This window comes from Burkholderia sp. Ac-20365 (assembly GCF_017104715.1).
Classification (GTDB): Bacteria; Pseudomonadota; Gammaproteobacteria; order Burkholderiales; family Burkholderiaceae; genus Paraburkholderia.
In genome coordinates this window covers 16509-41860 of record NZ_JAAGPI010000020.1, presented here as the reverse complement: position 1 = coordinate 41860, position 25352 = coordinate 16509, and the positions used below count along the sequence as shown (strand labels likewise).

Annotated in this window: 23 protein-coding genes; 9 read left to right on the top strand and 14 right to left on the bottom strand. The window is 62.6% G+C overall.

The genetic code is table 11. The features are described from left to right. Positions 1–73: 73 nt before the first annotated feature. The 7 genes from G3O01_RS27155 to G3O01_RS27125 all read right to left on the bottom strand — a co-directional run bounded on the left by G3O01_RS27155 (position 74) and on the right by G3O01_RS27125 (position 6207). Positions 74–859: a class III extradiol ring-cleavage dioxygenase gene (locus G3O01_RS27155; RefSeq protein ID WP_205809723.1), complete on the bottom strand. Its 786-nt coding sequence runs from the start codon at positions 857–859 to the stop codon at positions 74–76. Positions 860–974: 115 nt separating this feature from the next. Next, positions 975–1574: a UbiX family flavin prenyltransferase gene (locus G3O01_RS27150; RefSeq protein ID WP_205809722.1), complete on the bottom strand. Its 600-nt coding sequence runs from the start codon at positions 1572–1574 to the stop codon at positions 975–977. Between the two features lie 38 nt (positions 1575–1612). Further along, entirely contained in the window at positions 1613–1924 is a 312-nt protein-coding gene (grxD, locus tag G3O01_RS27145; RefSeq protein ID WP_054918684.1) for a Grx4 family monothiol glutaredoxin, read from the bottom strand. Positions 1925–2034: 110 nt separating this feature from the next. Next, on the bottom strand, positions 2035–2874 hold the full coding sequence (gene prmC / locus G3O01_RS27140; RefSeq protein ID WP_205809721.1) for a peptide chain release factor N(5)-glutamine methyltransferase: 840 nt from the start codon (positions 2872–2874) through the stop codon (positions 2035–2037). 9 nt (positions 2875–2883) lie between these two features. Continuing rightward, on the bottom strand, positions 2884–3966 hold the full coding sequence (gene prfA / locus G3O01_RS27135) for a peptide chain release factor 1 (protein ID WP_205809720.1): 1083 nt from the start codon (positions 3964–3966) through the stop codon (positions 2884–2886). Between the two features lie 148 nt (positions 3967–4114). Further along, complete coding sequence (hemA, locus tag G3O01_RS27130; RefSeq protein ID WP_205809719.1) at positions 4115–5404, bottom strand: glutamyl-tRNA reductase; 1290 nt, start codon at positions 5402–5404, stop codon at positions 4115–4117. A 56-nt stretch (positions 5405–5460) separates the two neighbouring features. Next, on the bottom strand, positions 5461–6207 hold the full coding sequence (locus G3O01_RS27125) for a response regulator transcription factor (protein ID WP_205809718.1): 747 nt from the start codon (positions 6205–6207) through the stop codon (positions 5461–5463). A 187-nt stretch (positions 6208–6394) separates the two neighbouring features. Between G3O01_RS27125 and G3O01_RS27120 the strand changes: the two genes are divergently transcribed. The 4 genes from G3O01_RS27120 (at position 6395) to G3O01_RS27105 (ending at position 9831) form a co-directional block, all read left to right on the top strand. Beyond that, positions 6395–6649 (top strand): hypothetical protein, encoded by a 255-nt coding sequence (locus G3O01_RS27120; protein WP_205809717.1) that lies wholly within the window; start codon positions 6395–6397, stop codon positions 6647–6649. A 19-nt stretch (positions 6650–6668) separates the two neighbouring features. Further along, positions 6669–8483 (top strand): aminopeptidase P family protein, encoded by a 1815-nt coding sequence (locus G3O01_RS27115; RefSeq protein ID WP_205809716.1) that lies wholly within the window; start codon positions 6669–6671, stop codon positions 8481–8483. A 176-nt stretch (positions 8484–8659) separates the two neighbouring features. Continuing rightward, complete coding sequence (locus G3O01_RS27110; RefSeq protein WP_205809715.1) at positions 8660–9211, top strand: cysteine hydrolase family protein; 552 nt, start codon at positions 8660–8662, stop codon at positions 9209–9211. Beyond that, positions 9208–9831: an HAD family phosphatase gene (locus tag G3O01_RS27105; protein WP_205809714.1), complete on the top strand. Its 624-nt coding sequence runs from the start codon at positions 9208–9210 to the stop codon at positions 9829–9831. Before G3O01_RS27110 ends, G3O01_RS27105 begins: the two co-directional genes overlap by 4 nt. A gap of 5 nt (positions 9832–9836) precedes the next feature. Here the strand turns inward: G3O01_RS27105 and G3O01_RS27100 are convergent, their stop codons facing one another. The 6 genes from G3O01_RS27100 to ugpB form a co-directional block, all read right to left on the bottom strand. Next, positions 9837–10976: a DUF748 domain-containing protein gene (locus G3O01_RS27100; protein WP_205809713.1), complete on the bottom strand. Its 1140-nt coding sequence runs from the start codon at positions 10974–10976 to the stop codon at positions 9837–9839. A gap of 224 nt (positions 10977–11200) precedes the next feature. Continuing rightward, positions 11201–12868 carry an energy-dependent translational throttle protein EttA gene (gene ettA / locus G3O01_RS27095; RefSeq protein WP_205809712.1) on the bottom strand — a complete coding sequence of 556 codons (1668 nt, stop codon included), beginning with the start codon at positions 12866–12868 and terminating at the stop codon, positions 11201–11203. A 1046-nt stretch (positions 12869–13914) separates the two neighbouring features. Beyond that, positions 13915–15006: a sn-glycerol-3-phosphate import ATP-binding protein UgpC gene (locus G3O01_RS27090; protein WP_205809711.1), complete on the bottom strand. Its 1092-nt coding sequence runs from the start codon at positions 15004–15006 to the stop codon at positions 13915–13917. A gap of 12 nt (positions 15007–15018) precedes the next feature. Beyond that, on the bottom strand, positions 15019–15864 hold the full coding sequence (gene ugpE / locus G3O01_RS27085) for a sn-glycerol-3-phosphate ABC transporter permease UgpE (RefSeq protein ID WP_205809710.1): 846 nt from the start codon (positions 15862–15864) through the stop codon (positions 15019–15021). Further along, a complete protein-coding gene (ugpA, locus tag G3O01_RS27080; protein ID WP_205809709.1) occupies positions 15861–16745 on the bottom strand; it encodes a sn-glycerol-3-phosphate ABC transporter permease UgpA in 885 nt (294 codons plus the stop codon). The genes ugpE and ugpA overlap by 4 nt, the downstream gene beginning before the upstream one ends. A 75-nt stretch (positions 16746–16820) precedes the next feature. Further along, positions 16821–18146: a sn-glycerol-3-phosphate ABC transporter substrate-binding protein UgpB gene (gene ugpB / locus G3O01_RS27075; RefSeq protein ID WP_205809708.1), complete on the bottom strand. Its 1326-nt coding sequence runs from the start codon at positions 18144–18146 to the stop codon at positions 16821–16823. Positions 18147–18302: 156 nt separating this feature from the next. On the opposite strand from ugpB, the gene G3O01_RS27070 reads away from it, so the two are divergent. Beyond that, positions 18303–18500: a hypothetical protein gene (locus tag G3O01_RS27070; RefSeq protein ID WP_205809707.1), complete on the top strand. Its 198-nt coding sequence runs from the start codon at positions 18303–18305 to the stop codon at positions 18498–18500. A 590-nt stretch (positions 18501–19090) separates the two neighbouring features. Here the strand turns inward: G3O01_RS27070 and ychF are convergent. After that, complete coding sequence (gene ychF / locus G3O01_RS27065; protein ID WP_205809706.1) at positions 19091–20185, bottom strand: redox-regulated ATPase YchF; 1095 nt, start codon at positions 20183–20185, stop codon at positions 19091–19093. Positions 20186–20600: 415 nt separating this feature from the next. Here ychF and G3O01_RS27060 point away from each other — a divergent pair, with 415 nt between their 5' ends. The 4 genes from G3O01_RS27060 (at position 20601) to G3O01_RS27045 (ending at position 25315) form a co-directional block, all read left to right on the top strand. Further along, positions 20601–21773, top strand: a complete 1173-nt coding sequence (locus tag G3O01_RS27060) for a UbiH/UbiF family hydroxylase (RefSeq protein ID WP_205809705.1) — start codon at positions 20601–20603, stop codon at positions 21771–21773. 186 nt (positions 21774–21959) lie between these two features. Next, on the top strand, positions 21960–22685 hold the full coding sequence (locus tag G3O01_RS27055; protein WP_205809704.1) for a DsbC family protein: 726 nt from the start codon (positions 21960–21962) through the stop codon (positions 22683–22685). An 85-nt stretch (positions 22686–22770) separates the two neighbouring features. Continuing rightward, on the top strand, positions 22771–24564 hold the full coding sequence (locus G3O01_RS27050) for a PDZ domain-containing protein (protein WP_205809703.1): 1794 nt from the start codon (positions 22771–22773) through the stop codon (positions 24562–24564). 154 nt (positions 24565–24718) lie between these two features. After that, positions 24719–25315: an NAD(P)H-dependent oxidoreductase gene (locus tag G3O01_RS27045; protein WP_205809702.1), complete on the top strand. Its 597-nt coding sequence runs from the start codon at positions 24719–24721 to the stop codon at positions 25313–25315. Positions 25316–25352 lie beyond the last annotated feature (37 nt).

Here is a 25352-nt window from a genome sequence, read left to right as displayed (position 1 = left end):
ATCGACGCTTGATCAACAAAAAAGCCCGCCAGATTCTGGCGGGCTTTTTTTTCGTCCGTCGCGCCGAGCGCGCTTACGCGTTGCCGAACACGTAGTTCGTCATCGCCAGAGAGCGCTGGAACGTTCCGAGCGACTGAATGCCGAGCTTGTAGTTATCCGGCGCAGCGCCGAGCGCGGCGAATACGGGCAACAGATGTTCGTCGGTCGGATGCATGAACGCGGCGTGCGGCGCCTGACGCCGGTAATCGAGCAGCGCATCGATATCGTGGTCCGCGAGACGCGCCTCGAACCAGTCGGTGAATTCGGTCACGCGCGGATCGGCGTCTTCCGGCCGTGCCGAGAAATCCGCTTCGCGCAGGTTGTGCGTGATCTGTCCCGAACCGACGATCATCACGCCTTCGTCCTGCAGCGGACGCAGTGCGCGGCCTACGCGGAAATGATGCGCAGGATCGAGCTTCGGCTGGATCGACAGTTGCGCGACCGGCACGTCGGCGTGCGGGAACATCAGCAGCATCGGCACCCACGCGCCGTGGTCGAGACCGTGCGGTTGCGTCGCCGTGGGAATGCCGTGCTCACCAAGCAGCGCGGCAGCGCGGCGCGCGACATCGGGCGCACCCGGCGCCGGATACTGGATTTCGTACAACTGACGCGGAAAGCCGTAAAAGTCGTGGATCGTCTCGGGCGCTTCCGATGTGCTGGCGGCGGGTTGCAGCGTCATCCAGTGCGCGGACAGCATCAGAATCGCCTTCGGACGCGGCACTTCAGCCGACAGCGAAGCGAATTCGGCGCGCGGCATCGACGGATCGATAGGCAGCGTCGGAGCGCCGTGCGACAGGAAGAGGGAGGGCAAGCGGGTCATGGCGGTGCGGGCCGTAAGGGTTTCGTTGATGCCAATATAAGGCCACACTGCCATTTGATAAACGGCGTAACTGGGATTTGATTGCCTCGCACCAGTTGTGAATCAGTGGCGCGATTTACTTCGACGGACTGTTCAACCCTTGCCACGCTGGCGCCAGCGCTGGCCCAAGCGCAAACAGATCCAGCATGCGCGCGACGGTATCGTCGACTAGCTGATCGATTGTTTCCGGCCGGTTGTAGAAAGCCGGCAGCGGCGGAAAAATCACACCGCCCATTTCGGTCACGGCCGTCATGTTGCGCAGATGTGCGAGGTTGAACGGCGTTTCGCGAACCATCAGCACGAGGCGCCGGCGCTCTTTCAGCGTGACATCGGCGGCGCGCGTGATGAGGTTATCGGAGAGACCGTGTGCGACGCTCGCGAGCGTTTTCATGGAGCAGGGCGCGATGATCATGCCGTCCGTCGCGAACGATCCGGACGCGATGCTCGCGCCGACGTCGCGCACGGAATGAACGACATCCGCGAGCGGATGAACGTCTTCACGCGACAATTGGAGTTCGTGCTGGATATTGAGCCACCCTGCGCTGGAAATCAGCAGATGGCTTTCGACGCCGCCGAGTTTGCGCAGCGTCTGGAGCAACCGCACGCCGTAGATGGCGCCCGTTGCTCCGGTGATGGCGATGATGAGACGGCGAGGCGCCGCAGCGCGTGTTTCCATGACGTGCGGCGCCGTGTTGCGCGGCTCCGTTACGTGCCTCAGGCAGCAGCGAAGAGCTGCTGCAGTTCGCCCGACTGATACATCTCCATCATGATGTCCGAGCCGCCGACGAACTCACCGTTCACGTACAGCTGCGGAATGGTCGGCCAGTTCGAGAATTCCTTGATGCCCTGGCGCACGGCGTCGTCTTCGAGGACGTTGACCGTCTTGAACTGGTCGACGCCACATGCCTTCAGGATCTGCACTGCGCGGCCCGAGAAGCCGCACATCGGGAATTGCGCGTTGCCTTTCATGAAGAGCACGACGGGATTTTCGTCGACGATTTGCTTGATGCGTTGTTGCGTGTCCATGACTGACCTTGCGGTTCCGGTGTGTGTAAGGGATAGAGTGAAATGATAGCGGATTTCTCTGATACCGACCGGCGGCTGGCTTTGCGCGCCGCGTGCGCTATCGCAGGGTGTCAGCCAGGCCAGCGCCCGCCGCTGATGCGCTCGATATCGGCCAGATCGCACTCGGAACGGACATCGGCGAAACCTTGCGCTGTCAGGATTTCGCGGACGGCTTCGGCCTGATCGTAACCGTGTTCCATCCACAGCACGCCGTTCGGCACGAGCCGCGACGGCGCGCCCGCGACGATCGCGCGGATCGCCGAGAGCCCGTCGGCTTCGTCGGTGAGCGCGCCGCGCGGCTCGAAGCGCAGATCGCCTTGCGACAGATGCGGATCGCCATTCGCGATGTACGGCGGATTGCTGACGATCACGTCGAACGTGAGCGATGCGTCGAGCGCGGCGTACCAGTCGCTTTGCGCGAATTGCAGCTCGCCGCCGGGACGCTTCGGTTCGAGCAGCTTCACGGCATTGCGTTGAGCGACGGCCAGTGCTTCGGTCGAACGGTCGACGGCCCAGACGCGCGCGTCCGGCCGCGACCACGCGATCGATACCGCAATCGCGCCCGTCCCCGTGCCGAGATCGAGCACGCGCGGGCGCATCGCGCGGCCTTCGAGCGCCTGCACCGCTGTTTCGACCAGCAATTCGGTTTCGGGGCGCGGAATCAGCACATCGCGCGTGACTTCGAATTCGAGCCCGAAGAATTCACGCGATCCGATCAGTTGCGCGACCGGCTCGCCCGCTAGGCGCCGCGCTTCCAGATCGCGAAAGGCTGACGCCTGGACGGGATCGAGCGGATTATCGGCGCGGGTGATCAGCTCGGTACGACGCCAGCCCAGCGCGTGTCCGAGCAAAATGCGCGCTTCGAGCGCGGGCAGCGGCGACGCACGCAACAAAGTGGCGACGGTATCCATACGCGCCGCTCAGTCCGCGTCGCCGAGCGACGCGAGCAATTCAGCCTGATGCTCCGACACGAGCGCCGCGATCAGCTCGTCGAGATCGCCTTCCATAATCGATTCGAGGCGATACAGCGTCAGGTTGATCCGGTGATCGGTGAGACGGCCTTGCGGAAAGTTGTACGTGCGGATGCGCTCCGAGCGGTCGCCCGAGCCGATCAGGCTCTTGCGCGTCGCGGCTTCCTTCGCGTGCTGCTCGTGATACTGCTTGTCCTTGATGCGCGCGGCGAGCACTTTCAGCGCGCGATCCTTGTTCTTGTGCTGCGAACGGTCGTCCTGGCACTCAACGACGATACCCGTCGGCAAGTGCGTCACGCGCACGGCGGAATCCGTCTTGTTGATGTGCTGACCGCCCGCGCCGGACGCGCGAAACGTGTCGATGCGCAGATCGGCGGGATTGATTTCGACTTCGCCGATTTCATCCGCTTCCGGCATCACCGCCACCGTGCACGCCGACGTGTGGATGCGGCCCTGCGTTTCCGTCGCCGGCACGCGCTGCACGCGGTGTCCGCCCGACTCGAACTTCAGCTTCGAATACGCCGCATCGCCCGCGATCCGCACGATCACTTCCTTGTAGCCGCCCAGATCCGATTCGCTCGCCGACATCATTTCGACCTGCCAGCGGTTGCGCTCCGCGTAGCGCAGATACATGCGCAGCAGATCGCCCGCGAACAGCGCCGATTCGTCGCCGCCCGTGCCTGCACGGATTTCCAGGAAGATGTTGCGGTCGTCGTTCGGGTCTTTCGGCAGCAGCATTTTTTGCAGCTCGCCTTCGAGCGTTTCCATCCGGTCGCGCGACGCGCGGATTTCCTCTTCGGCGAAATCCTTCATCGACGCATCCGACAGCAGTTCCTGCGCGGTCGCCGCGTCGTTCATCGACTGACGCCACAGGCCGTAATGCTCGACAACCGGCTGCAATTCCGCGTGTTCGCGCGTGAGCTTGCGGTATTGCTCGATGTTCGACGTGATGTCCTGGCGGCTCAACAGGTCATTCAGTTCGGCCAGCCGGGTAGTGAGCTGGTCGAGCTTGGCTTGCATGCTCGTTTTCATTGGGGCGGTCGGTCGGAGCGGGGTCCGGAAAAAACGGCTGGATTCGGGGAATCGGGACGATAACCCGGGACGAACGCCCCGGACAATGAGATGAAGCACCGGGCGGGCCTGGTCGGTGGCCCGCGCGACGCTACGGCATGAAGCGCCGCTAACGCTCGGAAGAAGAGTGTGCGTGCTTGTAGAAACCGCTCATCAGTTCGATGAGCGAATCGCGTTCGTCGCTGCTGGCGCGATTGAGCGCGTGCGTCGGACCGTGGATCAGCTTGTTGGTGAGCGCCTGCGACAGCGCTTCGAGCACGGCGGCGGGATCGTCGCCGCGCGCGAGCATCTTTTGCGCCTTTTCGACTTCGGCGCGGCGCAGCGCGTCGGCCTGCGTATGCATGTGGCGGATGACGGGCACGATGCTGCGCGCGTCGAGCCACTGCATGAAATTCTGCACGCGCGTTTCGATGATCGTTTCGGCCTGCGCGACAGCGGCTTGCCGCGACGCATTGCCTTCGCGGACGATCGCGCCGAGGTCGTCGACGGTGTAAAGAAATACGTCTTCGAGCTGGCCGACTTCCGGTTCGATGTCGCGCGGCACCGCGAGATCGACCATGAAAATGGGGCGGTGACGACGTGCCTTCACCGCGCGCTCGACCGCACCAAGACCGATGATAGGCAGCGTCGACGCCGTGCACGACACGATGATGTCGAACTCGTGCATGCGCGTGGGCAGTTCGGACAACGGGATCGCGCGGCCGTTGAAGCTTTCGGCCAGACGCTGGCCGCGCTCGGCCGTACGGTTCGCGACGACCAGTTCACGCGGCTGTTGCGCGGCAAAGTGCGTCGCGCACAGTTCGATCATTTCGCCCGCGCCGATGAACAGCACGCGCTGATTCGACACCTTGTCGAAAATACGCTGCGCGAGGCGCACGGCAGCGGCGGCCATTGAAACCGATTGCGCCCCGATTTCAGTCGTCGTGCGGACTTCCTTCGCGACGGCGAAGGTGCGCTGGAACAACTGGTTCAGATACGTGCCGAGCGCGCCGGCTTCCGAGGCCGTGCGCACCGCATCCTTCATCTGGCCGACGATCTGCGTCTCGCCCAGCACCATCGAATCCAGCCCGGACGCGACGCGGAACGCGTGGCGCACGGCTTCCGACTGCGGCAGCGCGTACACGTGCGGCGCGAGTTCGTCGACGGCGATGTGGTGGTATCTGGACAGCCAGTGGATCGCGGCTTCGCGGGCGGCCTGATCGTCCGTCGCGCAGTAGAGTTCGGTGCGGTTGCAGGTGGACAGAATCGCTGCTTCCGGCGCCGTACGGGCGGTGCGGCCAAGGAAGATGTCCTTGAACGTCGACAGCGCCGGCTTGATCTGTTCGAGCGGAAACGCCACGCGCTCGCGCAGGGCGACAGGCGCGGTGTGGTGGTTGATTCCGATCGTTAGCAGTTGCACTGGGGACGCTACGGCGATTTTGGCGCGACGTATGTGGGCTATGGTTAGGCCCAATATTATAGCGTTTCCGCGATTCTTTCAGTCGGCGTGGGTTTATCCGTGCTATCCGGTTTTTCAACTGGAATCTGGTCCAGACGATAGCCATAGCCGTACAGCGGCGTAAGGGTGTAGCCGGTTTCCGGGCGCAATTCGAGCTTGGTGCGGATGCGCGACGCGTGGGTATCCAGCGTGCGCGACTTTACGTCGCGGCGGCGCGACCAGACGGTTTCGAGGATGTGCGCGCGCGACACCGGCCTGCCCATATTGGTAAACAACAGCAGTGCGAACTGCAACTCCTTGGGCGTCAGCGTCATGCTCTGGCCCCGGAATGTGACAATCGACCGACCGGCGTCGAATGCGTACTCGCCGAACATTTCGCGAGCGCGGTTGCGCGGACGGCGAATGCCGGCACGGCGCATCAGCGCTTCGATGCGAGCCAGCATTTCAGGGCCTCGCACGGGCTTTGACAGGCAGTCGTCCGCGCCAGCTTGCAGCATCGCGACCACTTCGCTTTCGCGCGGTGTCGTCATCATCGCGACGACGGGCAGACCGGGCAAAACCCGGCGCACACTGGCGATCACGTCTTCCGCGGCGGCGTCGCCGCAAAATGAGTCGGTGACGAGAAGATCGAAGAACTCGTCTTCGGCGCCCGCGAGAAAGGGCGCGCTGGAGGGAAAATGGTGACAGGCATGTCCCCCGGCAAGCATCAGCCGGCCGACGATTTCCGCGTGCCGGAGATCCGGCTCAATAAGGGCGATTCGCATGGAAGTGGGATGGGACGCAGCGATCTGGCACGGAAGGCTTACAGCTTGCTTAACCTAACCCCGGCCCCTAAACTCAACCGCTACGCAGAAAGCCGTGCAGACCTTCTAGTGAAAGAGCAAAAATGCTAGCCATCGATAAAACAGTCGCCTATCAGAACAGTCTTAATTCGATGGACGGAGCGCGCTGATGGGCTGGCCGGGACTCATCGCGCTTGGCGCCGTGGTTGGCGCGGCCAGCTGGTGGCTGCATCCGTTGCGGCGCGCGAGCCGCGTCGCGCTGTGGGCGGCGATGCTGATCGGCGTAGTGGGCGCGGTGGTCGCGCACATGGCCGGCAACGTCATTCAACTCTTCCATGACGGTGACACGCTCGAGTGGCCCGTCTGCACCGCTATTGCTCTCGTTGCAGTTGCCGTGACGGTCGGCCTGTTCTCCCGTCGATGAATTCTTGCAGGTGAAACCGATGAACGTACGACTCCCCGAAACCGCCTCGATCCCCGAGCGCATCGCGCAGTTGCGCAGCGCCATGACGCAGGCAGGGCTTGCCGCCTGGCTCGTGCCATCGGCGGATCCGCATCTTTCCGAATATCTGCCCGGCCGCTGGCAAGGGCGCGAATGGCTGTCGGGCTTCACCGGCTCGGTCGGCACACTGGTCGTGACGGCTGATTTCGCCGGGCTATGGGTCGACAGCCGCTACTGGGTGCAAGCCGAGGCTCAACTGGCGGGCACGGGCATTCAGCTGATGAAAATGTTCGGCGGTCAGCAGACGGCGCCGCATATCGACTGGCTTGCGCAGAACGTGCCGGCGGGCGCGACGGTCGGCGTCGACGGCGCGGTGCTCGGTCTCGCGGCGGCGCGCGCGCTGGGCGATGCGCTGAAAGCACGCGGCGTCAACCTGCGCACCGATCTCGATCTGCTCGACACCATCTGGCCGCAGCGTCCGTCGCTGCCGACAGCCGCTGTCTACGAGCACGTCGCGCCGCACGCGAGCGTCTCGCGCGCGGAAAAGCTCGACCAGATCCGCCGCGCGATGCAGGAGAAGGGCGCGCAGTGGCACTTCATTTCGACACTCGACGATCTCGCCTGGCTGCTGAACCTGCGCGGCGCGGACGTGAACTACAACCCGGTGTTCGTCGCGCATGCGCTGATCGGTCTGGAGCGCGCGTCGCTGTTCGTGGTCGACGGCAAGGTGCCGGCGGAACTGGCGGAATCGCTTGCACGCGACGGCATTCGCGTCGAACCGTATGCAACAGCAGCTGACGCACTCGCCGCGTTGCCGCACGGCCAGACGCTGCTGATCGACCCGCGCCGCATCACGTTTGGTCTGCTGCAATCGGTGCCGGCTGCTGTGGCGATCGTCGAGTCCGTCAATCCGTCGACCTTCTTCAAGTCGCGCAAGACGGAAGCCGAAGCGGAACACGTGCGCGCGACGATGGAGCAGGACGGCGCGGCGCTCGCCGAATTCTTCGCGTGGTTCGAAGGCGCGCTCGGCCGCGAGAAGATCTCCGAGATGACCATCGACGAAAAGCTGACGGCGGCGCGTGCGCGCCAGCCGGGCTTCGTCACGCTGAGCTTCGCGACCATCGCAGGTTTCAACGCGAACGGCGCGATGCCGCACTACCGCGCAACGCCCGCATCGCATTCGACCATCGAAGGCAACGGCCTGCTGCTGATCGATTCCGGCGGCCAGTACCTCAGCGGCACGACGGACATCACGCGCGTCATTCCCATCGGCACGATCAACGACGAGCATCGTCGCGATTTCACGACTGTGCTGAAGGGCACGATGGCGCTGTCGCGCGCGAAGTTTCCGCGCGGCATCCGTTCGCCGATGCTCGATTCGATTGCGCGCGCACCCATCTGGGAAGCGGGCGCGGATTACGGCCACGGCACGGGCCACGGTGTCGGCTACTTCCTGAACGTGCACGAAGGCCCGCAGGTGATCTCGCACTACGCGCCGGCCGAAGCATGGACGGCGATGGAAGAGGGCATGATCACGTCGATCGAGCCGGGCATTTATCGTCCGGGCAAGTGGGGCATTCGCATCGAAAATCTGGTGCTGAATCGCTCGGCTGAAAAGACCGAGTTCGGTGATTTCCTCGAGTTCGAAACGCTGACGCTGTGCCCGATCGACACGCGCTGCGTCGCGCTGAACCTGCTGCGCGACGACGAGCGCGCGTGGCTCAACGCGTATCACGAGATGGTGCGCACGCGCGTGTCGCCGCATGTGTCGGGCGACGCGAAGGCGTGGCTCGAAACGCGCACGCAGCCTGTCTGACGCACTTCATACCGCTGCGCGATTCGCTTCGACGCGAATCGCGCAGCGCGTTTCACCCGTCGTCACACATAGCGCGTGCTTTGCAGCTATGCTGACGACTCGCTTCAAGCGGGCGGTTGCTGCATCCAACGCCGCTCCATTCGCTGAATCCATCCCCAACACATAGCGAGGCTCGCATGTCCGGTGTTGCCGTCATCGTCATCGACGTTCAGCAGATGTTCTTCAGCGGACCTTCGCCCGCGTATCGCGGCGAAGAGGTGATTGGCGGCATCAACCGGCTCACAGCGGCGGCGCGCAACGCGAACGCGCCTGTGTTCTTCGTGCAGCATGAAAGCGACGCGAACGGCCCGCTCGCACGCGGCAGCGATGGCTGGCAATTGCCAGCCGCGCTCGTCCGCGAGCAAACGGACGCGTCGATCTACAAGACCGTCGGCGATTCGTTTCACGAGACGCCGCTTGCCGATCAGCTTCGTCAAAAGGACATCGACAGCGTGCTGATATGCGGTTTTGCAACCGAGTTCTGTGTGAACGCAACGGCCCGCCGCGCCGAACTGCTCGGCCTGCGCACAACGATCGTCGCCGATCTGCATACCACGCAAGACAAGCCGCACCTCAGCGCCGACAAGATCGTCGAGCACCAGAACTTCGTCTGGGCGAATTCGTCGATGACGGGCCGGCGCGTCAAGGTGCGTCCACTCACCGACATTCTGCAAACGGAGTTCGCATGACCATCAAGGCGGTCGTTTTCGATTTCGGCGGCGTGCTGATCGACTGGAGCCCGCAGTATCTGTACCGCGAACTGATTCCCGATGAAGCCGAGCGCGCGTGGTTTCTGTCGAACGTCTGCACGATGGACTGGGTGATCCGTCAGGACGGCGGCCAGTCGATTGCGGAAGGCACGGCGGAACTGGTCGAGAAGTTTCCCGAGCACGAAGCGCTGATTCGCGCGTTCTACGAGCGCTGGCATGAGATGGTGGCAGGCGTGCTCGACGATGGCGTCGCGACCGTCGAGAAACTGGAAGCGGCGGAAGTGCCGCTGTTCGGCCTGACGAACTGGTCGGACGAGACGTTTCCGTATGCGTGGGAGCGTTATCCCGTGCTGCGGCGGTTCCGGGATATCGTCGTGTCGGGACGCGTGAAAATGGTGAAGCCCGATCCGGCGATCTTCGCGGAAATGCTGGGTCGGATCCGCGCGCAAATGCCGGATATCCAGCCGCACGAACTCGTTTTCATCGACGACAACCTGAAGAACGCGACCGCTGCGACCGAGCTTGGCTGGCATGGCGTGCATCACACGGATGCGACGAAGACGGAAGCGAAACTCCGCGAACTGGGCTTGCCTGTCTAAGCGCGCTATTGGCCCAGCAGGTTTTTTAGCGCGTTCCCCAGCCCCTTCACCGTTTCCCCCGCTCCCTTCGCGACGCCTTCGGCGCTGACACCCAGCGCCTTCGCGAAGTTCGCGCGCAATTCCGTCATCACGCTTTCATTCAGCTTGAACTTCGGATCGCGCAGATTCCCGTCGATCACGAAGTGCAGCGTGATGTCGTCGCCATGTTTCTTCAGCGCAGCAACGGCGGCGCGCGTGGGAATCTGCATGAACGTATCGAGCGGATCGTCCGTTTCGGCCAGTTGCAGATGATGCAGCGTGACCGTGCCTGGCGCGTGAATGTGATAGTTCGTCACCGTCGACTGCAGGTTGAGATCGAGCGTGCCGCCCGTCACCTGCGCTTTGGCGCCAGCCTTTTTCAGCAGATACGGATCGAGCGTCAGGACGTCGATGCCGCGCAGTGTCGTGGTCGTCTGCGAATCCTTGCTGGCGATTTTCATCCAGCCGTCGAAAGTCACGGTGCCTGTGTGCGCCGGCCCCTTGATCGAACCGCGCATGGACAGGCTGGTCGGCTCGGTTAGATCGGGCAGATGGATGTGGTCGACGCTCGCGCTCGCGTTGCTGACGATCACCTTGTAAGCCGGCTTGCGGACCATTTCGTCGTAGAAGACGAACTGGCCGTCCGCGAACGCGACGTGGTCGATGAGCTTTTCGGCGGGCAGGGGCGGCCGGTCCGACGTTGCGCTGCTCGCGTCGCTCGCGGGCTGGCCAGGCTTGCTCATCGATTGACGCAGCTTCGGCAGAATTTCCAGGCGGCCGCTCGCGGTTCGCACCAGCGCGAGATCGAAGCCGCGAATCACGACGCTCTGCAGATGCACGCGTTGCGCCAGCAGATCGCGGATGTCGGGCGTGATGGTGATTTCGTCGGCGGTGAGGGCGTCGGGTGTCGGCCAGTCTTTGGGCGCCGTGAGCCGAACGCGGCGCAGCGTGATCGCCGAAAAGCCGACGTCGATGCTCTCCGCCGTGCCAAGCGGCGCGAGCGCGACGACGATGCGCTCTTTCACTTCGTGTTGCACGAAATACAATCCGCCGATCGCAATCACGACGAGCAGCACGATCGCGCCCGCGACCGTCAACATGACGCGCTTGCCCATCGACATCGCCATGCGACCTCCTCGTCCGTGCAATGGCCGTGGTTCGGTTTGTGAATTGCGGATTGCCACGCATGATGCACGGGATGCACCAAATGCGCAGCGCAGGCAGCAAGCGCCTGAGGCTGGAAACTGCGGGGAAACGCAAGCGAGCCTTGCGACGGAGGGGAGCAACTCTTATGCCGTCCGCATCCGGCCGCACGAGGCGGCCCTGATTCGGACGGCAGTACAACGGAGATTTAACGGCTGATCGGCTTGTAACGCAGACGCTTCGGACGGGCTGCTTCTTCGCCCAGACGCGCGCGCTTGTCCGCTTCGTATTCCTGGTAGTTGCCGTTGAAGAACGTCACTTGCGAATCGCCTTCGAACGCGAGGATGTGCGTCGCGATACGGTCGAGGAACCAGCGATCGTGCGAGATCACCATCACCGAGCCGGCGAATTCGAGCAGTGCGTCTTCGAGTGCGCGCAGCGTTTCGACGTCGAGGTCGTTCGACGGTTCGTCGAGCAGCAGCATGTTGCCGCCGGCGATCAGCGTCTTGGCCAGATGCAGACGGCCGCGTTCACCGCCCGACAGATTGCCGACGATCTTCTGCTGGTCGCCGCCCTTGAAATTGAAGCGGCCGATGTATGCGCGCGACGGCGTTTCGTACTTGCCGACCGTTAGCACGTCCGCACCGCCGGAGATCGCCTCGAACACGGTCTTGTCGCCTTCGAGCGCGTCGCGGCTCTGGTCGACATACGCGAGCTTGACGGTCGGGCCTTGCACGATTTCTCCCGAATCCGGCTGCTCCTTGCCCGTCAGCATGCGGAACAGCGTCGACTTACCGGCGCCGTTCGGCCCGATGATGCCGACGATCGCGCCTGCCGGAATCTTGAAGCTCAGATCGTCGATCAGCAGACGGTCGCCATACGACTTGCTGACGTTCTTGAACTCGATCACTTCATTGCCGAGGCGGTCGCCGACGGGGATGAAGATTTCCTGCGTTTCGTTGCGCTTCTGGTATTCCTGGCTGTTCAGTTCCTCGAAGCGGGCGATACGCGCCTTCGACTTAGCCTGACGGCCCTTCGGATTCTGGCGCACCCACTCCAGTTCCTTCTTGATCGCCTTCTGACGCGCGGATTCCGACGCTTCTTCCTGCTTCAGGCGGTCTTCCTTCTGGTCGAGCCAGCTGCTGTAGTTGCCCTTCCAGGGAATACCGTGTCCGCGGTCGAGTTCGAGAATCCACTCAGCGGCGTTGTCGAGGAAGTAGCGGTCGTGGGTGACGGCGACGACGGTGCCGGGGAAGCGTGTGAGGAACTGCTCGAGCCATTCGACGGATTCAGCGTCGAGGTGGTTGGTCGGTTCGTCGAGCAGCAGCATGTCGGGTTTCTGGAGCAGCAGCTTGCACAGTGCGACGCGGCGCTTTTCACCGCCCGACAGGTGTTCGATCTTCGCGTCCCACGGCGGCAGGCGCAGCGCGTCGGCGGCGACTTCGAGCTGCTGCTCGGGGCTGCCGCCATCGCTGGTGGCGAGAATGGCTTCGTACTTGGCCTGTTCGGCGGCCAGCGCGTCGAAGTCGGCGTCCGGCTCGGCGTAGGCGGCGTAGATTTCATCGAGCTTCTTTTGCGCCTGGAACACGTCGCCGAGACCTTCTTCGACGGCTTCGCGCACGGTCTTTTGCGGATCGAGCTGCGGTTCCTGCGGCAGATAGCCGATGTTGAGGTTCGGCATCGGCGTGGCTTCGCCTTCGATGTCCTTGTCGACGCCGGCCATGATGCGGATCAGCGTGGACTTGCCCGAGCCGTTCAGGCCGAGCAGGCCGATTTTGGCGCCGGGGAAGAACGACAGCGAGATGTCTTTCAGGATTTGACGCTTGGGCGGCACGATCTTGCCGACCCGGTTCATGGTGAAGACGTATTGGGCCATTTGCTTGCGCTTTGGTTTTCGTCGCGGACCGCGTGATGGCGATCGGCTTCGGGTGAATGGGTTTGGGTTTGGTGTGTTGCTGAGCGGTTGCCGGGCGCTGCGGGTTACTTGTTGGCGCGCGCCGCGGGCGAGAAACGCTATTGTACTTCTTGTGTCTGCGACGCTTTTTGTTTGGTGTTCCGCGGGCTTTTGGTCGCTTTGGTTTGTCTTGTGGTGCTGGGGTGGTGTGGTTTTTGTTTTCGCTGGCATCCGCGTTTTGTCTTGCCTGCTTCAAGCGTCGCCCCTGTGCGGGGCGGCACCTACTTTTCTTTGCCGCGGCAAAGAAAAGTAGGCAAAAGAAAGCCGCTGAACACCGCCAACTCTTCTTCCTGCCCACGGGCCCCCAACGGCCCCGTCCTGTTCGCGGCAGCGCTCTTCTCGATGCCCGCTGCCAACTCTCTTGCCAGGCGCATCACCCGCTTCACGCTCCCGCGTTGACGCATGCGCGATCAAATCGCTCGCGTTCTAAAGCGGCAAACTGTGTGTAGGCTTTTGCGGCTTATGCGCTTCACTCCGGACTGAAAAGCGGGATCGGTGTCGTAGGAGCGCTGACGTGGTGAAGGACTACGACCGACACACAGTTTGCCACCTGGGCGGCAGTGACCGTTCGCTGCCGCTGGCAGTTGTACGGGTGTTTGAAGTGGGTGAGGCGCCCATTAAGGGCGCTGGCAATGGGAGAGGACTGAGAAGTTGCCGTGTGAAGGAGAGGACCCGTTGGGGGCCCTCAGGCGGAGGTCAAGAACGGGCGGTGTTAGCCCGCTTTCTTTGCTTACTTTCTTTGCGGCGGCAAAGAAAGTAAGTGCCGCCCCGCACAGGGGCAACGCATGAAGCACGAAGGCAAAGCGCGGATGCCAGCGAAAAGCCCAAAAAACCAAACCAGCGTCGCAAGACAAACCAAAGCAAATGCCGCCCCGCACAGGGGCAACGCATGAAGCACGAAGGCAAAGCGCGGATGCTAGCGAAAAGCCCAAAAAACCAACCCAGCGTCGCAGACAAAAACCAAACGCTCAGTTCAATCTCCGACCATCTTCCTCGTCAAAAAAATGCAAATGCTGCGCAGGCAATGCAACCTCGATCCGATCGCCGGCCAGCGGCCGATACCCATGCGGCAACCTCACAGTGACATCATGTCGACCCCAGCGCCCATGCGCGAGATTATCCGCACCGAGTAATTCGCAGGAATCGACGGCAAGCGTGGCCGTCGCCACACCCGCATCAGAAGAGGGCGTCACATGCTCGGGCCGAATTCCAAGCACACACGCACGCCCAGCCGCCACTTCGCGGCCGACAGCAGCCACACCCGCTAGCGGCAACTTCGGCCCCTCTCCGGCGACTTCAAAAAAAGCACCATCCTCAGTCACCCAGCCGCTCAGCAGATTCATCCCCGGCGAGCCGATAAATCCCGCCACAAATGTCGTCGCCGGACGCTCATAAACCTCGGTGGGCGGCCCGATCTGCTCCGCGTGCCCGCGATTCATCACGATCACGCGTTGCGCCAGCGTCATCGCTTCGATCTGATCGTGCGTCACGTAAAGACTCGTCGTCTTGAGCCGCCCATGCAGCCGCTGGATTTCCAGCCGCATCTGCACCCGCAATCGCGCATCGAGATTCGACAGCGGCTCGTCGAACAGAAACACAGCCGGCTCACGCACGATCGCGCGGCCCATCGCGACGCGCTGTCGCTGGCCACCCGATAGCTCGCGCGGCTTTCTCGACAGCAACGGCTCCAGTTCGAGAATCTTCGCCGCCGTCAGCACGCGCGATTCGATCTTCGATTTCGGCAGGCCCGCGATCTTCAACGCGTAACCCATGTTTTCCGCAACCGTCATGTGCGGATACAGCGCGTAGTTCTGGAACACCATCGCGATGTTGCGATCCTTCGGCTCCAGGTTGTTCACCACCTTGCCATCGATCGCAATCTCGCCTTCCGTGATCGCTTCCAGTCCCGCAACCATCCGCAGCAACGTCGACTTGCCGCAGCCCGACGGCCCGACCATCACGACGAATTCGCCATCCACGACGTCCGCGTTGATGCCGTGCAAGACGTTCTGCTTGCCGTCGTACGATTTCTTCACACCCTTGAGGGTCAGTGCAGACATGACTCTTTATCCTTATTTTTCAGCATCCACCAGACCGCGCACGAACCAGCGCTGCATCGCCAGCACGACGACGAGCGGCGGCAGCATCGCCAGCAGCGTCGCCGCCATCACGAGATGCCATTCGGTGGCGGTGTCGCCCGAAGCGATCATGCTCTTGATGCCGACCACGGCCGTCGTCAGCGACTGCTCGTTCGTGATCAGGATCGGCCACAGATACTGATTCCAGCCGTAGATAAACGTAATCACGAACAGCGCCGCAAGATTCGTCTTCGATAGCGGCAGCACGACATCCCAGAAAAAACGCAGCGGCCCCGCGCCGTCGATGCGCGCCGCTTCCATCAGTTCGTCAGGCAGCGTGAGGAAGAACTGGCGGAACAGGAATGTCGCAGTCGCGGACGCGATCAGCGGCAACGTGAGCCCCGCATACGTGTTGCTCAGATGCATCGACGACACGACCTGCACAGTCGGAAAGATGCGCACTTCGACAGGCAGCATCAGCGTGATGAAGATCAGCCAGAACGCGACGTTGCGGCCCGGAAAGCGGAAGAACACGATCGCGAAGGCCGAGATGATCGACACGGCAATCTTGCCGATTGCGATCACCAGCGCCATCACGAGGCTGTTGATCAGCATCGTGCCGAACGGGCTGGCGGCGTTGCCCGTGCCGTGCGTCCAGATGTTGGCGATGTTCTCGAACAGATGCGTGCTCGGCACGAGCGACAGCGGCACGTTGAAAACTTCATGCTCGTTCATCGTCGCCGCGCAAAACGCGACGTAGACGGGAAACACGACCAGCAGCACGCCGACAATCAACACGACGTGACAGAAAATATCGAAGCCGCGGCGATTCTCGATCATGAGTATTGAACCCTCCGCTCGATGAAACGGAACTGAACGACCGTCAACCCGACGACGATCAGCATCAGCACCACCGACTGCGCGCCCGAACTGCCAATATCGAGTCCCTGGAAGCCTTCGGCGAAGATCTTGTAGATCAGCGTGCGCGTCGACTGGCCGGGGCCGCCGCCTGTCGCGGCGTCGATGATCGGGAAGGTATCGAAGAACGCGTAGACGAGATTGACGACGAGCAGAAAGAACGTGGTCGGCGACAGCAGCGGCAGCGCGATGCCGAAGAAGCGGCGTACGGGACCGGCGCCGTCGATCGCGGCCGCTTCGATCAGCGAGCGCGGAATGGCCTGCAAGCCCGCGTAGAAGAACAGAAAGTTGTAGCTGACCTGCTTCCAGACGGACGCGAGCACGACGAGAAACATCGCCTGTCCCGGATTGAGCGCGTGATTCCAGACGATTCCCGCTTTGCCGAGCGAATAGGTCACCAGACCAATGCTAGGGTTGAAGAGGAACGACCACAGCACGGCAGCGATGGCGGGCGCGACGGCGTACGGCCAGATCAACAGCGTCTGATATGCCTTTGCGCCACGCGTCACGCGGTCCGCGCAGGCCGCGAACAGCAGCGAGATCACGAGGCCCGACACGGTGACGAGCGCGCAAAAGAGCAACGTCGTTTCGAACGATGCGAGATACAGCGGATCGCCGAATAGCTGCTTGAAGTTGCCGAGACCGACGAATTCGCTCGACGTGCCGAACGCGTCCTGTGTCTGCGTCGATTGCCAGAGGGCTTCGCCCGCGGGCAGCAGAAAGAACAGCAGCGTGATCGCGAGCTGAGGCGCGACGAGCAGATACGGCAGGAGGCTGGTGCCGAAGCGGGAACGCTTGTCCATCGACGTCCTTACCAACAGTGAGCGGAGCGGGGCGCGCTTTACGCCTGGACGTGAAAAGCGCGCCTGTCCTGTGGATCAGCTACCGGCTTTCTCGAAGCGGCGCAGCAGTTCGTCGCCACGCGTCACCGACGAATCGAGCGCATCCTTCGGTGTCTTCTTCTCGGCCCAGACCTGTTCGAGTTCTTCATCGATGATCGTGCGGATCTGCGGCATGTTGCCCAGACGCAGGCCCTTCGTATACGGAAGAGGCGGTTTGTTGAGCATCTGCTTGATAGCCGTGTCGCTGCCGGGGTTCTTCTCGTAGAAGCCTTGCTGCTGCGTCAACTGGTAAGCAGCCGTGGTAACGGGCAGATAGCCGGTGTCCTGATGCCACTTAGCGGCGACGGGCGCCGAGCTGAGATACGCGAGGAACTTCGCGACACCCTTATAAACGGCCGGGTCCTTCCCTGACAGTACCCACAGGCTCGCGCCACCGATGATCGCGTTCTGCGGCGCGCCCTTGACGTTTGCGTCGTACGGCATCATGCCCGTGCCGAAGTCGAACTTCGCATACTTGCGGATGGTCGCGAGCGATCCGGACGAGTTCGTAATGATCCCGCAGTCGCCGCTATAGAACTTCGACACCGGTTCGTCCTTGCGGCCCGCATAGGTGAAGGTGCCTTCCTTCGCCATCTTCTGCAGGAACGTGATGTGCGCGATCTGCAGCGGCTTGTTGAATTCGAGTTGTGCGTCGGCGCCGTCGAAACCGTTGTTCTTCGTCGCGAACGGCGCGCCGTGCCACGCGCTGTAGTTCTCGAGCTGAATCCAGCTTTGCCAGCCCGACGAGTAGCCGCACGACATGCCCGCTGCCTTCAGCTTCTGTGCGTCCTGCTCGAGCTCGGCCCACGTTTTGGGAGGCGAGTTCGGATCGAGGCCGGCTTTCTTGAAGGCTTCCTTGTTGTAGTAGAGGACAGGCGTCGAGCTGTTGAACGGCATCGAGATCAGATGGCCCGTCTTCGAGTCGCTGTAATAACTGGCGATGGTCGGCACGAAGGCCTTTTCATCGAGCGTCATGCCGGCTTGCTTGAACACGTCGGAGACGGGGATCACGGCTTTCTTCGCCCGCATCATCGTTGCCGTGCCGACTTCGTAGACCTGCAGGATGGCAGGCGCGTTGCCGCTGCGGTATGCGGCGATGCCGGCTGCGAGCGTCTGGTCGTAGGTGCCTTTGAAGACGGGGACGATCTTGTAGTCGCTCTGCGATGCGTTGAAGTCGTTGGCGATTGTGTTCAGGCGTTCGCCGAGGGCGGCTTCCATCGCGTGCCAGAACTGGATTTCAGTGGCGGCGTGCGCGCTTTGATGGACGCCGAAGGCCAGAACGGCAGCGACGGACAGCGAACGGAACAGCGGCTTGCAATGCATCGAGAGTCTCCTCTTTGAGGAATGCGCGATTAATGGTCGCGCGATTCTAGTTGTGATCGATGACAGGAAAGCGTCGGCGAGTTTTCTTTGTGTAAGTTTGTGCCAAACGGGCAATTTAACATCTGGAGGGTATCTGGAAAAAGGGCGATTACCCGGATGAAGATGGATGTGGGGGCAACTAGTGGTTTGGTTTTGGTTTCGCTTTTGGTTTTGCTTTTGCTTTTGCATTTGCTTCGCTGGCATCCGCGTTTCGCTTCCGGTTTGCTAGCGTTGCCCCTGTGCGGGGCGGCACTTACTTTCTTTGCCGCCGCAAAGAAAGTAAGCAAAGAAAGCGGCTCACACCGCAAATTCTAGTTTTTGCCTGAGGGCCCCCACAGGTTCTTATCCTTCACTCGGCAACTTCTCAGTCGCCGCCCGTTGCCCGCGCTTCGGCCGTGCGCCTCACCCACTTCAAGCACCCGTAGCGCATCCATTGATAGCGAATGGTTTATGCCGCCCAGGTGGCAAACTGTGTGTAGGTCGTAGTGCCTCACGCGGTAGCGCTCCTACGACACCGATCGTGCTCCGTGACCACGTCAGCATTCCAGTTCGAAGTGATGCGCGTAAGCCGCGACAGCCTACACAGAGTTTGCCGCTATAGAACGTGGGAAATCTGATCGCGCGAGTGGCGACGCGGGGGAGTGAAGCGGGTGATGAGTCAGTTCGAAGCGCTGGCAGCGGGCATCGAGAGGATCGATGCCGTGGACGGGACGGGGCGGTTGGGGGCCCGTGGGTAAAGGTCAAGAGCTTGCGGTGTGAGCGGCTTTCTTTGCTTACTTTCTTTGCCGCGGCAAAGAAAGTAAGTGCCGCCCCGCACAGGGGCAACGCCTGAACCAGGCAAAACATCACGCGAATGCCAGCGAAAGAGCAAACCGCGGATGCCCCTACAAAACCAAACCTTCGCGTCAGACGTTGAACAAAAAGTTCATCACGTCGCCATCGTGCACGATGTACTCCTTGCCTTCCGCGCGCATCTTGCCGGCTTCCTTCGCGCCTTGTTCACCCTTGAACGCGATGTAATCGTCGAAACCGATCGTCTGCGCACGAATGAAGCCGCGTTCGAAGTCCGTGTGGATCGCGCCCGCTGCCTGCGGCGCCGTATCGCCGATATGAATCGTCCATGCACGCACTTCCTTCACGCCTGCCGTGAAATACGTCTGCAGACCGAGCAGCTTGAAGCCCGCGCGGATCACGCGGTTCAGGCCTGGCTCGTCCATGCCCATGTCGGCGAGGAACACTTCCTTGTCTTCATCGGCGAGATCGGCGATTTCTGCTTCGATTGCTGCGCACACGGCGACTACCGGCGCATTTTCCGATTCAGCGTACTTGCGCACCGCGTCGAGGTGCGGGTTGTTCTCGAAGCCGTCTTCCTTGACGTTCGCCACGTACATGGCCGGTTTGGCCGTGATCAGGCAGAACGGCTTGATCAGCAGCGCTTCTTCTTCCGTCAGACCCAGACCGCGAACCGGCTTGGCCTGATCCAGCTGCACGCGAACCTTTTCCAGCACGGCTGCAAGCTTGACCGCTTCCTTGTCGTTGCCCGACTTCGCGGCTTTCGCATAGCGCGTGAGCGCCTTTTCGACCGTCGCGAGATCGGCGAGCGCCAGTTCCGTGTTGATCACCTCGATGTCCGACACCGGATCGACCTTGCCCGCGACGTGAATCACGTTCTCGTCCTCGAAGCAGCGCACGACGTGCGTGATCGCATCCGTTTCGCGGATGTTCGCGAGGAACTGGTTGCCGAGACCTTCGCCCTTGCTCGCGCCGGCGACCAGACCCGCGATATCGACGAATTCGACGACGGCGGGCACGATGCGCTCCGGCTTGACGATTCCGGCGAGCGCCGTCAGACGTGCATCCGGCACTTCGACCACGCCGACGTTCGGCTCGATCGTGCAGAACGGATAATTTTCGGCGGCGATGCCCGCCTTGGTCAGCGCGTTGAACAGGGTGGACTTGCCGACGTTAGGCAGGCCGACGATGCCGCATTTGAGGCTCATGAGGTTCTCTACAAATCAGGTGGTGACAGGCTTCGGCGCACGGAGCGCGGGCTACCGGGCTGCATATGGCGCGGCGCGAGACTGGCCGCGGCCCGCAAGTCCGCTGGCGCCATGCACGTGTCAGAAGCAAGCGGCACAGGCGGACTGTCGCAAAGCACCCGCCGCGTCGCAGATGCGAGCCGGGGATGCCGGATAACCGAAAACCGTAATTGTAACCCTGTCCGGCGGCGCGCTCGCGGCAATGGAAGAACAGCGGCGCGCGCCGGTTGCCACCAGACTGCCTTCGCGGCCGGGCGACAATCCGCGTGACTTGTGCGCGACCTGCATCAATCTCTGCTCAAACAACGCCCAAACCGCGCCGCAAGCCCGGCCGTGTCGATCCGTCCCCGGCACCCCTCGCGGCTATAATGGCCGGATGAATGCTCACCATCAGTCCTTCGATGTCGCCGTGATCGGCGGCGGGCTCGTCGGCAAGACGGCCGCGCTTGCGCTGACGCAAAGCGGGCTGCGCGTCGCGTTGCTCGCGCAGCATTGCCAGCCGCTGCCCGCCGACGCCGTGTTCGACTCGCGCGTCTATGCGCTGTCCGCGAGTTCGCAGGCGCTGCTCGAGCGTCTGCGCGTGTGGCAGGCGCTGCAACCATCGCGGCTTGCGCCCGTCTATGACATGCGTGTCTACGGCGACGCACACGCCGAACTGCATTTCTCGGCTTTTCAGGCTTCCGTGCCGCAACTGGCGTGGATCGCGGAATCGTCGCTGATCGAGCAGGCGCTCGACGCCGCGCTGCGTTTCCAGCCCAATCTCACGTGGCTCGACACGCGCGCGCAGGGGCTCGACGTCAAGCCGGGCGGCGCGACGATCGGTCTTGCGAATGGCAACGTGCTCGAAGCGGATCTCGTGGTCGGCGCGGATGGCGCGCATTCGTGGGTTCGCGCGCAGATCGGCTCGAAGGTGAACCGGCGCGATTATCGTCAGACGGGCGTCGTTGCGAATTTCAAGGCCGAGCGTCCGCACGGCGAGACGGCCTACCAGTGGTTCCGCGACGGCGAGATCATCGCGTTGCTGCCGCTGCCTGACGGTCACGTGTCGCTGGTCTGGTCGGCGAAGACGGAACACGCAACCACGCTCATCAAGCTCGACCCGGCGCAGCTGGCAGCGGAAGTCGAACGCGCGACGATGGGCGCGCTCGGCACGCTCGAATGCGTGACGCCCGCGCAAGGTTTCCCGCTCGCGCTGCAAACGGTCGACAAGCTGGTCGCGCCGCGTGTCGCGCTGGTTGGCGATGCCGCGCATCTGATTCATCCGCTTGCCGGGCAGGGCATGAATCTCGGCTTGCGCGACGTCGCGTCGCTGGTGGACGTGATCGCGAAGAAAGAGGCGTTTCGCGATATCGGCGACACGGTGCTGTTGCGCCGCTACGAGCGCTCGCGCAGCGAAGACATCCGTGCGCTGACCATCGCCACGGACGGCCTGCAAAAGCTGTTCGCGCTGCCGGGCAATGTCGCGCGCGCGGTGCGCAATACGGGCATGGCGTTCGTCGGCGCGCAGCCGCTGGTCAAGCGCTGGCTGGTGTCGGCGGCGCTGGGCTGAAGAATCGGCCGTCGCGTCTACGCCTGACAGGATTGAACGCAAGGCATACCATCGTCGCAACAGTGCCCGACACGAACGTTGCAACAGGGAACATTCCGGTGCACCCGGAAACCCGCGCGGAACATGAACACCGGCGCAAATGAGCGGCAAGCTCGCCGCGCGCCAAATCGAATCAGGAGCAGCAGCATGAAGAAACATATCCGTATCGCCGCGCTGGCGCTGGCCGTCGCGACCATCGGCCTCGGCTGTTCGGCGCAGGCCGACCAGACCACCGACAAGCTCAAGTCCACGCTGCAATCGCGTCTGAGCGAAGCGTCGATCAAGAGCGTGTCGAAGTCGCCGATCGACGGGCTTTACGAAGTGAACCTCGGCTCGCAGATCATCTACAGCGATGCAACGGGCGACCATCTGATTCTCGGCGACATGGTCGACGCGAAGACGCGCAAGAATCTGACGGAAGCGCGCCTGTCCGAAACCAACCGCATCGATTTCGCGAGCCTGCCGTTCGCGAACGCGGTCAAAGTGGTGAAGGGCAACGGCAGCCGCAAGATCGCCGTGTTCTCCGATCCGAACTGCCCGTACTGCAAGCAGCTCGAAACGACGCTGAAGTCGATGGATAACATCACCATCTACACGTTCCTGTACCCGGTGCTGTCGCCGGATTCGACGGTGAAGTCGAAGTCGATCTGGTGTTCCGCCGACCGCGCGAAGGCGTGGGAAGCGTGGATGCAGGATCACCGCGCGCCGACCGCGCCGGGCACCTGCGACACGGCAGCGCTCGACAAGAACCTGGCACTCGGCCAGTCGATGAACGTCAGCGGCACGCCGACCGTGTTCCTCGCCGATGGCCGCCGCCTGCCGGGCGCCGTGCCGGCGGACGAACTGGACAAGGCGTTGTCCTCGGTGCGCTGAACTGCGTACCTTATTTGAAGCTGTTTGAAAGGAGGCGCCTGGCGCCTCTTGTCTTTTCTTCATGAGATTCCACACACGAGCGCCGATGAAGCCGATCCGCTACACCATCGTTCCGAAGCAACCCGCCGCCCATATTTTCGAAGTCACCGTGACCGTCGCCGAGCCCGATCCGTCCGGCCAGCGCTTCATGCTGCCCGTGTGGATTCCCGGCAGCTACATGGTCCGCGAGTTCGCGCGCAACATCGTCACGCTGCGCGCGTTCAACGACGCAGGCCGCAAGGTGCGCGTCGAAAAGACCGACAAGCACGCGTGGCAGGCGGCGCCCGTCAAGGGCGCGCTGACGTTGCGCTACGAGGTGTACGCGTGGGACATGTCGGTGCGCGCCGCGCATCTCGACGATACGACGGGTTTCTTCAACGGCACGAGCGTGTTCCTGTCGCCGCACGGTTTCGAGGACGCGCCGTGCGTTGTCGATATCCAGAAGCCGGCCGGTCCGCAGTTTCGCGACTGGCGCGTCGCCACGTCGCTGACGGAAGCGCGCGGCACGAAGCGCTACGGTTTCGGCGAGTACAGCGCGCAGAACTATGACGAGCTGATCGATCATCCCGTGACGCTCGGTGAATTCTCGCTCGGCACGTTCAAGGCGCACGGTGTGCCGCACGATGTCGTGATCGCGGGGCGCGTGGTCGGGCTGGACATGGAGCGTTTGTCCGCGGATCTGAAGCGCGTGTGCGAAGCGCAGATCGCGCTGTTCGAGCCGCGCTCGAAGAAAGCGCCGATGGACCGCTACGTGTTCATGGCGCAAGCCGTCACCGATGGCTACGGCGGGCTGGAGCACCGCGCGTCGACTGCGCTAATCTGCAACCGCTCGGACTTACCCGTCACGGGCCGCGACGAGACGACGGACGGCTATCGCACGTATCTCGGCCTGTGCAGCCACGAGTATTTCCACACGTGGAATGTGAAGCGCATCAAGCCGGCCGTGTTCGCCCCATACGACCTCAACCAGGAAAACTACACGACGCTGCTGTGGCTGTTCGAGGGCTTCACGTCGTACTACGACGATCTGATGCTCGTGCGCAGCGGGCTGATCAAGGAAGCCGAGTATTTCACGCTGCTCGGCAAGACGATTGGCGGCGTGCTGCGCGGCAGCGGTCGATTGAAACAGACGGTCGCCGAAAGCTCGTTCGACACGTGGGTCAAGTATTACCGTCAGGACGAGAATGCGCCGAACTCGATCGTCAGCTACTACACGAAGGGTTCGCTGGTCGCGCTCGCATTCGATCTGACGATTCGCGCGCAAACGCAGAACCGCAAATCGCTCGACGACGTGATGCGTCTGCTGTGGCAGCGCTACGGACGCGATTTCTACAAGGACAAGGGGCAGGGCATCGCCGAAGACGAAGTCGAGGCGCTGTTTGCCGAAGCCACCGGCGCGGATCTGTCGGAAATTTTCGCGGAAGGCGTGCGCGGCACGCGCGATCTGCCGCTCGAATCGATGCTGGCATCGTTTGCCGTGTCGCTCGAGCCGGACGTCGATCCGAAGGCCAAGCCGTCGCTCGGCGCGCGCGTGCGCGGCGGCGCGGACTGCACGCTGGCGGCTGTGCACGACGGCAGCGCGGCGCAGAAAGCGGGCCTCTCGGCGGGCGACGTGCTGATCGCCGTCGATGGTTTGCGCGTAACGGGCTCGAATCTCGACACGCTGTTGTCGCGCTATCAGCCCGGCGCGAAGGTCGAAGTGCACGCATTCCGGCGCGACGAGCTGCGCGTCGCGCAGGTCAAGCTGGATGGCCCGGAAGTCTCGCGCTACAAGCTCACCGCGAACGACAGGCGCGCATCGGCGGTGACGGCACGCAAGCGCTGGCTGGGCGGCAAGTAACCGCTTTCGCGACCTTTTGTCCGGCCAAACCCGGCGGCGGATTGTTCTATCGGTGCAACAATCCGTCGCCGCCGCGCTACTTTTTCCCGGCCGGGTAAAAAAACACAATGGCTCCACTCGCGCAACACAGCGCGCCCCTCACTGGAGTCACAGAATGACCACGATCCTGCAAATCAATTCGTCGGCTCGCTCGCAAGGCGCTCAATCGACGCTGCTGGCCAACGAACTGACGGCAAAGCTGCAACAATCGAATCCGGGCGCGCAAGTCGTCGTCCGCAATCTGCACGAAGACGCACTGCCGCACCTCGACGACGCGATTCTCGGCGCATTCTTCACGCCGGCTGAACAACGCACGGCCGAGCAGCAAGCGATAGCAGCGCGCAGCGAAGCGCTGATCGCCGAACTGCAAGCCGCCGACATCGTCGTGATCGGCGCGCCGCTGTACAACTTCGGCATCTCGTCACACCTGAAGACGTATTTCGACTTCATCGCACGCGCTGGCATCACGTTCAAGTACGGCGCGAACGGCCCTGAAGGTCTGGTGACGGGCAAGAAGGTGTTCGTGGTGTCGGCACGCGGTGGCGTGTACCTCGGCACGCCGGGTGACTCGCAGACGCCGTACCTGAAGACGTTCCTCGGCTTCCTCGGCATGACGGACGTGAACTTCATCTACGCGGAAGGCCTGAACATGGGCCCGGACGCAGCGACGGCAGCATTGGCCGGCGCACGCGAAGCGATCGCGGCAGCGTAAGTTTTCTGAATTGTTTTGCGGTTTTGCGGCTCGCCAT

Coding starts and splice junctions, on each gene's coding strand:
- G3O01_RS27155 (WP_205809723.1), bottom strand. CDS start 859: ATGACCCGCTTGCCCTCCCTCTTCCTGTCGCACGGCGCTCCGACGCTG.
- G3O01_RS27150 (WP_205809722.1), bottom strand. CDS start 1,574: ATGGAAACACGCGCTGCGGCGCCTCGCCGTCTCATCATCGCCATCACC.
- grxD (WP_054918684.1), bottom strand. CDS start 1,924: ATGGACACGCAACAACGCATCAAGCAAATCGTCGACGAAAATCCCGTC.
- prmC (WP_205809721.1), bottom strand. CDS start 2,874: ATGGATACCGTCGCCACTTTGTTGCGTGCGTCGCCGCTGCCCGCGCTC.
- prfA (WP_205809720.1), bottom strand. CDS start 3,966: ATGAAAACGAGCATGCAAGCCAAGCTCGACCAGCTCACTACCCGGCTG.
- G3O01_RS27125 (WP_205809718.1), bottom strand. CDS start 6,207: ATGCGAATCGCCCTTATTGAGCCGGATCTCCGGCACGCGGAAATCGTC.
- G3O01_RS27120 (WP_205809717.1), top strand. CDS start 6,395: ATGGGCTGGCCGGGACTCATCGCGCTTGGCGCCGTGGTTGGCGCGGCC.
- G3O01_RS27115 (WP_205809716.1), top strand. CDS start 6,669: ATGAACGTACGACTCCCCGAAACCGCCTCGATCCCCGAGCGCATCGCG.
- G3O01_RS27110 (WP_205809715.1), top strand. CDS start 8,660: ATGTCCGGTGTTGCCGTCATCGTCATCGACGTTCAGCAGATGTTCTTC.
- G3O01_RS27105 (WP_205809714.1), top strand. CDS start 9,208: ATGACCATCAAGGCGGTCGTTTTCGATTTCGGCGGCGTGCTGATCGAC.
- G3O01_RS27100 (WP_205809713.1), bottom strand. CDS start 10,976: ATGGCGATGTCGATGGGCAAGCGCGTCATGTTGACGGTCGCGGGCGCG.
- ettA (WP_205809712.1), bottom strand. CDS start 12,868: ATGGCCCAATACGTCTTCACCATGAACCGGGTCGGCAAGATCGTGCCG.
- G3O01_RS27090 (WP_205809711.1), bottom strand. CDS start 15,006: ATGTCTGCACTGACCCTCAAGGGTGTGAAGAAATCGTACGACGGCAAG.
- ugpE (WP_205809710.1), bottom strand. CDS start 15,864: ATGATCGAGAATCGCCGCGGCTTCGATATTTTCTGTCACGTCGTGTTG.
- ugpA (WP_205809709.1), bottom strand. CDS start 16,745: ATGGACAAGCGTTCCCGCTTCGGCACCAGCCTCCTGCCGTATCTGCTC.
- ugpB (WP_205809708.1), bottom strand. CDS start 18,146: ATGCATTGCAAGCCGCTGTTCCGTTCGCTGTCCGTCGCTGCCGTTCTG.
- G3O01_RS27070 (WP_205809707.1), top strand. CDS start 18,303: ATGAAGATGGATGTGGGGGCAACTAGTGGTTTGGTTTTGGTTTCGCTT.
- ychF (WP_205809706.1), bottom strand. CDS start 20,185: ATGAGCCTCAAATGCGGCATCGTCGGCCTGCCTAACGTCGGCAAGTCC.
- G3O01_RS27060 (WP_205809705.1), top strand. CDS start 20,601: ATGAATGCTCACCATCAGTCCTTCGATGTCGCCGTGATCGGCGGCGGG.
- G3O01_RS27055 (WP_205809704.1), top strand. CDS start 21,960: ATGAAGAAACATATCCGTATCGCCGCGCTGGCGCTGGCCGTCGCGACC.
- G3O01_RS27050 (WP_205809703.1), top strand. CDS start 22,771: ATGAAGCCGATCCGCTACACCATCGTTCCGAAGCAACCCGCCGCCCAT.
- G3O01_RS27045 (WP_205809702.1), top strand. CDS start 24,719: ATGACCACGATCCTGCAAATCAATTCGTCGGCTCGCTCGCAAGGCGCT.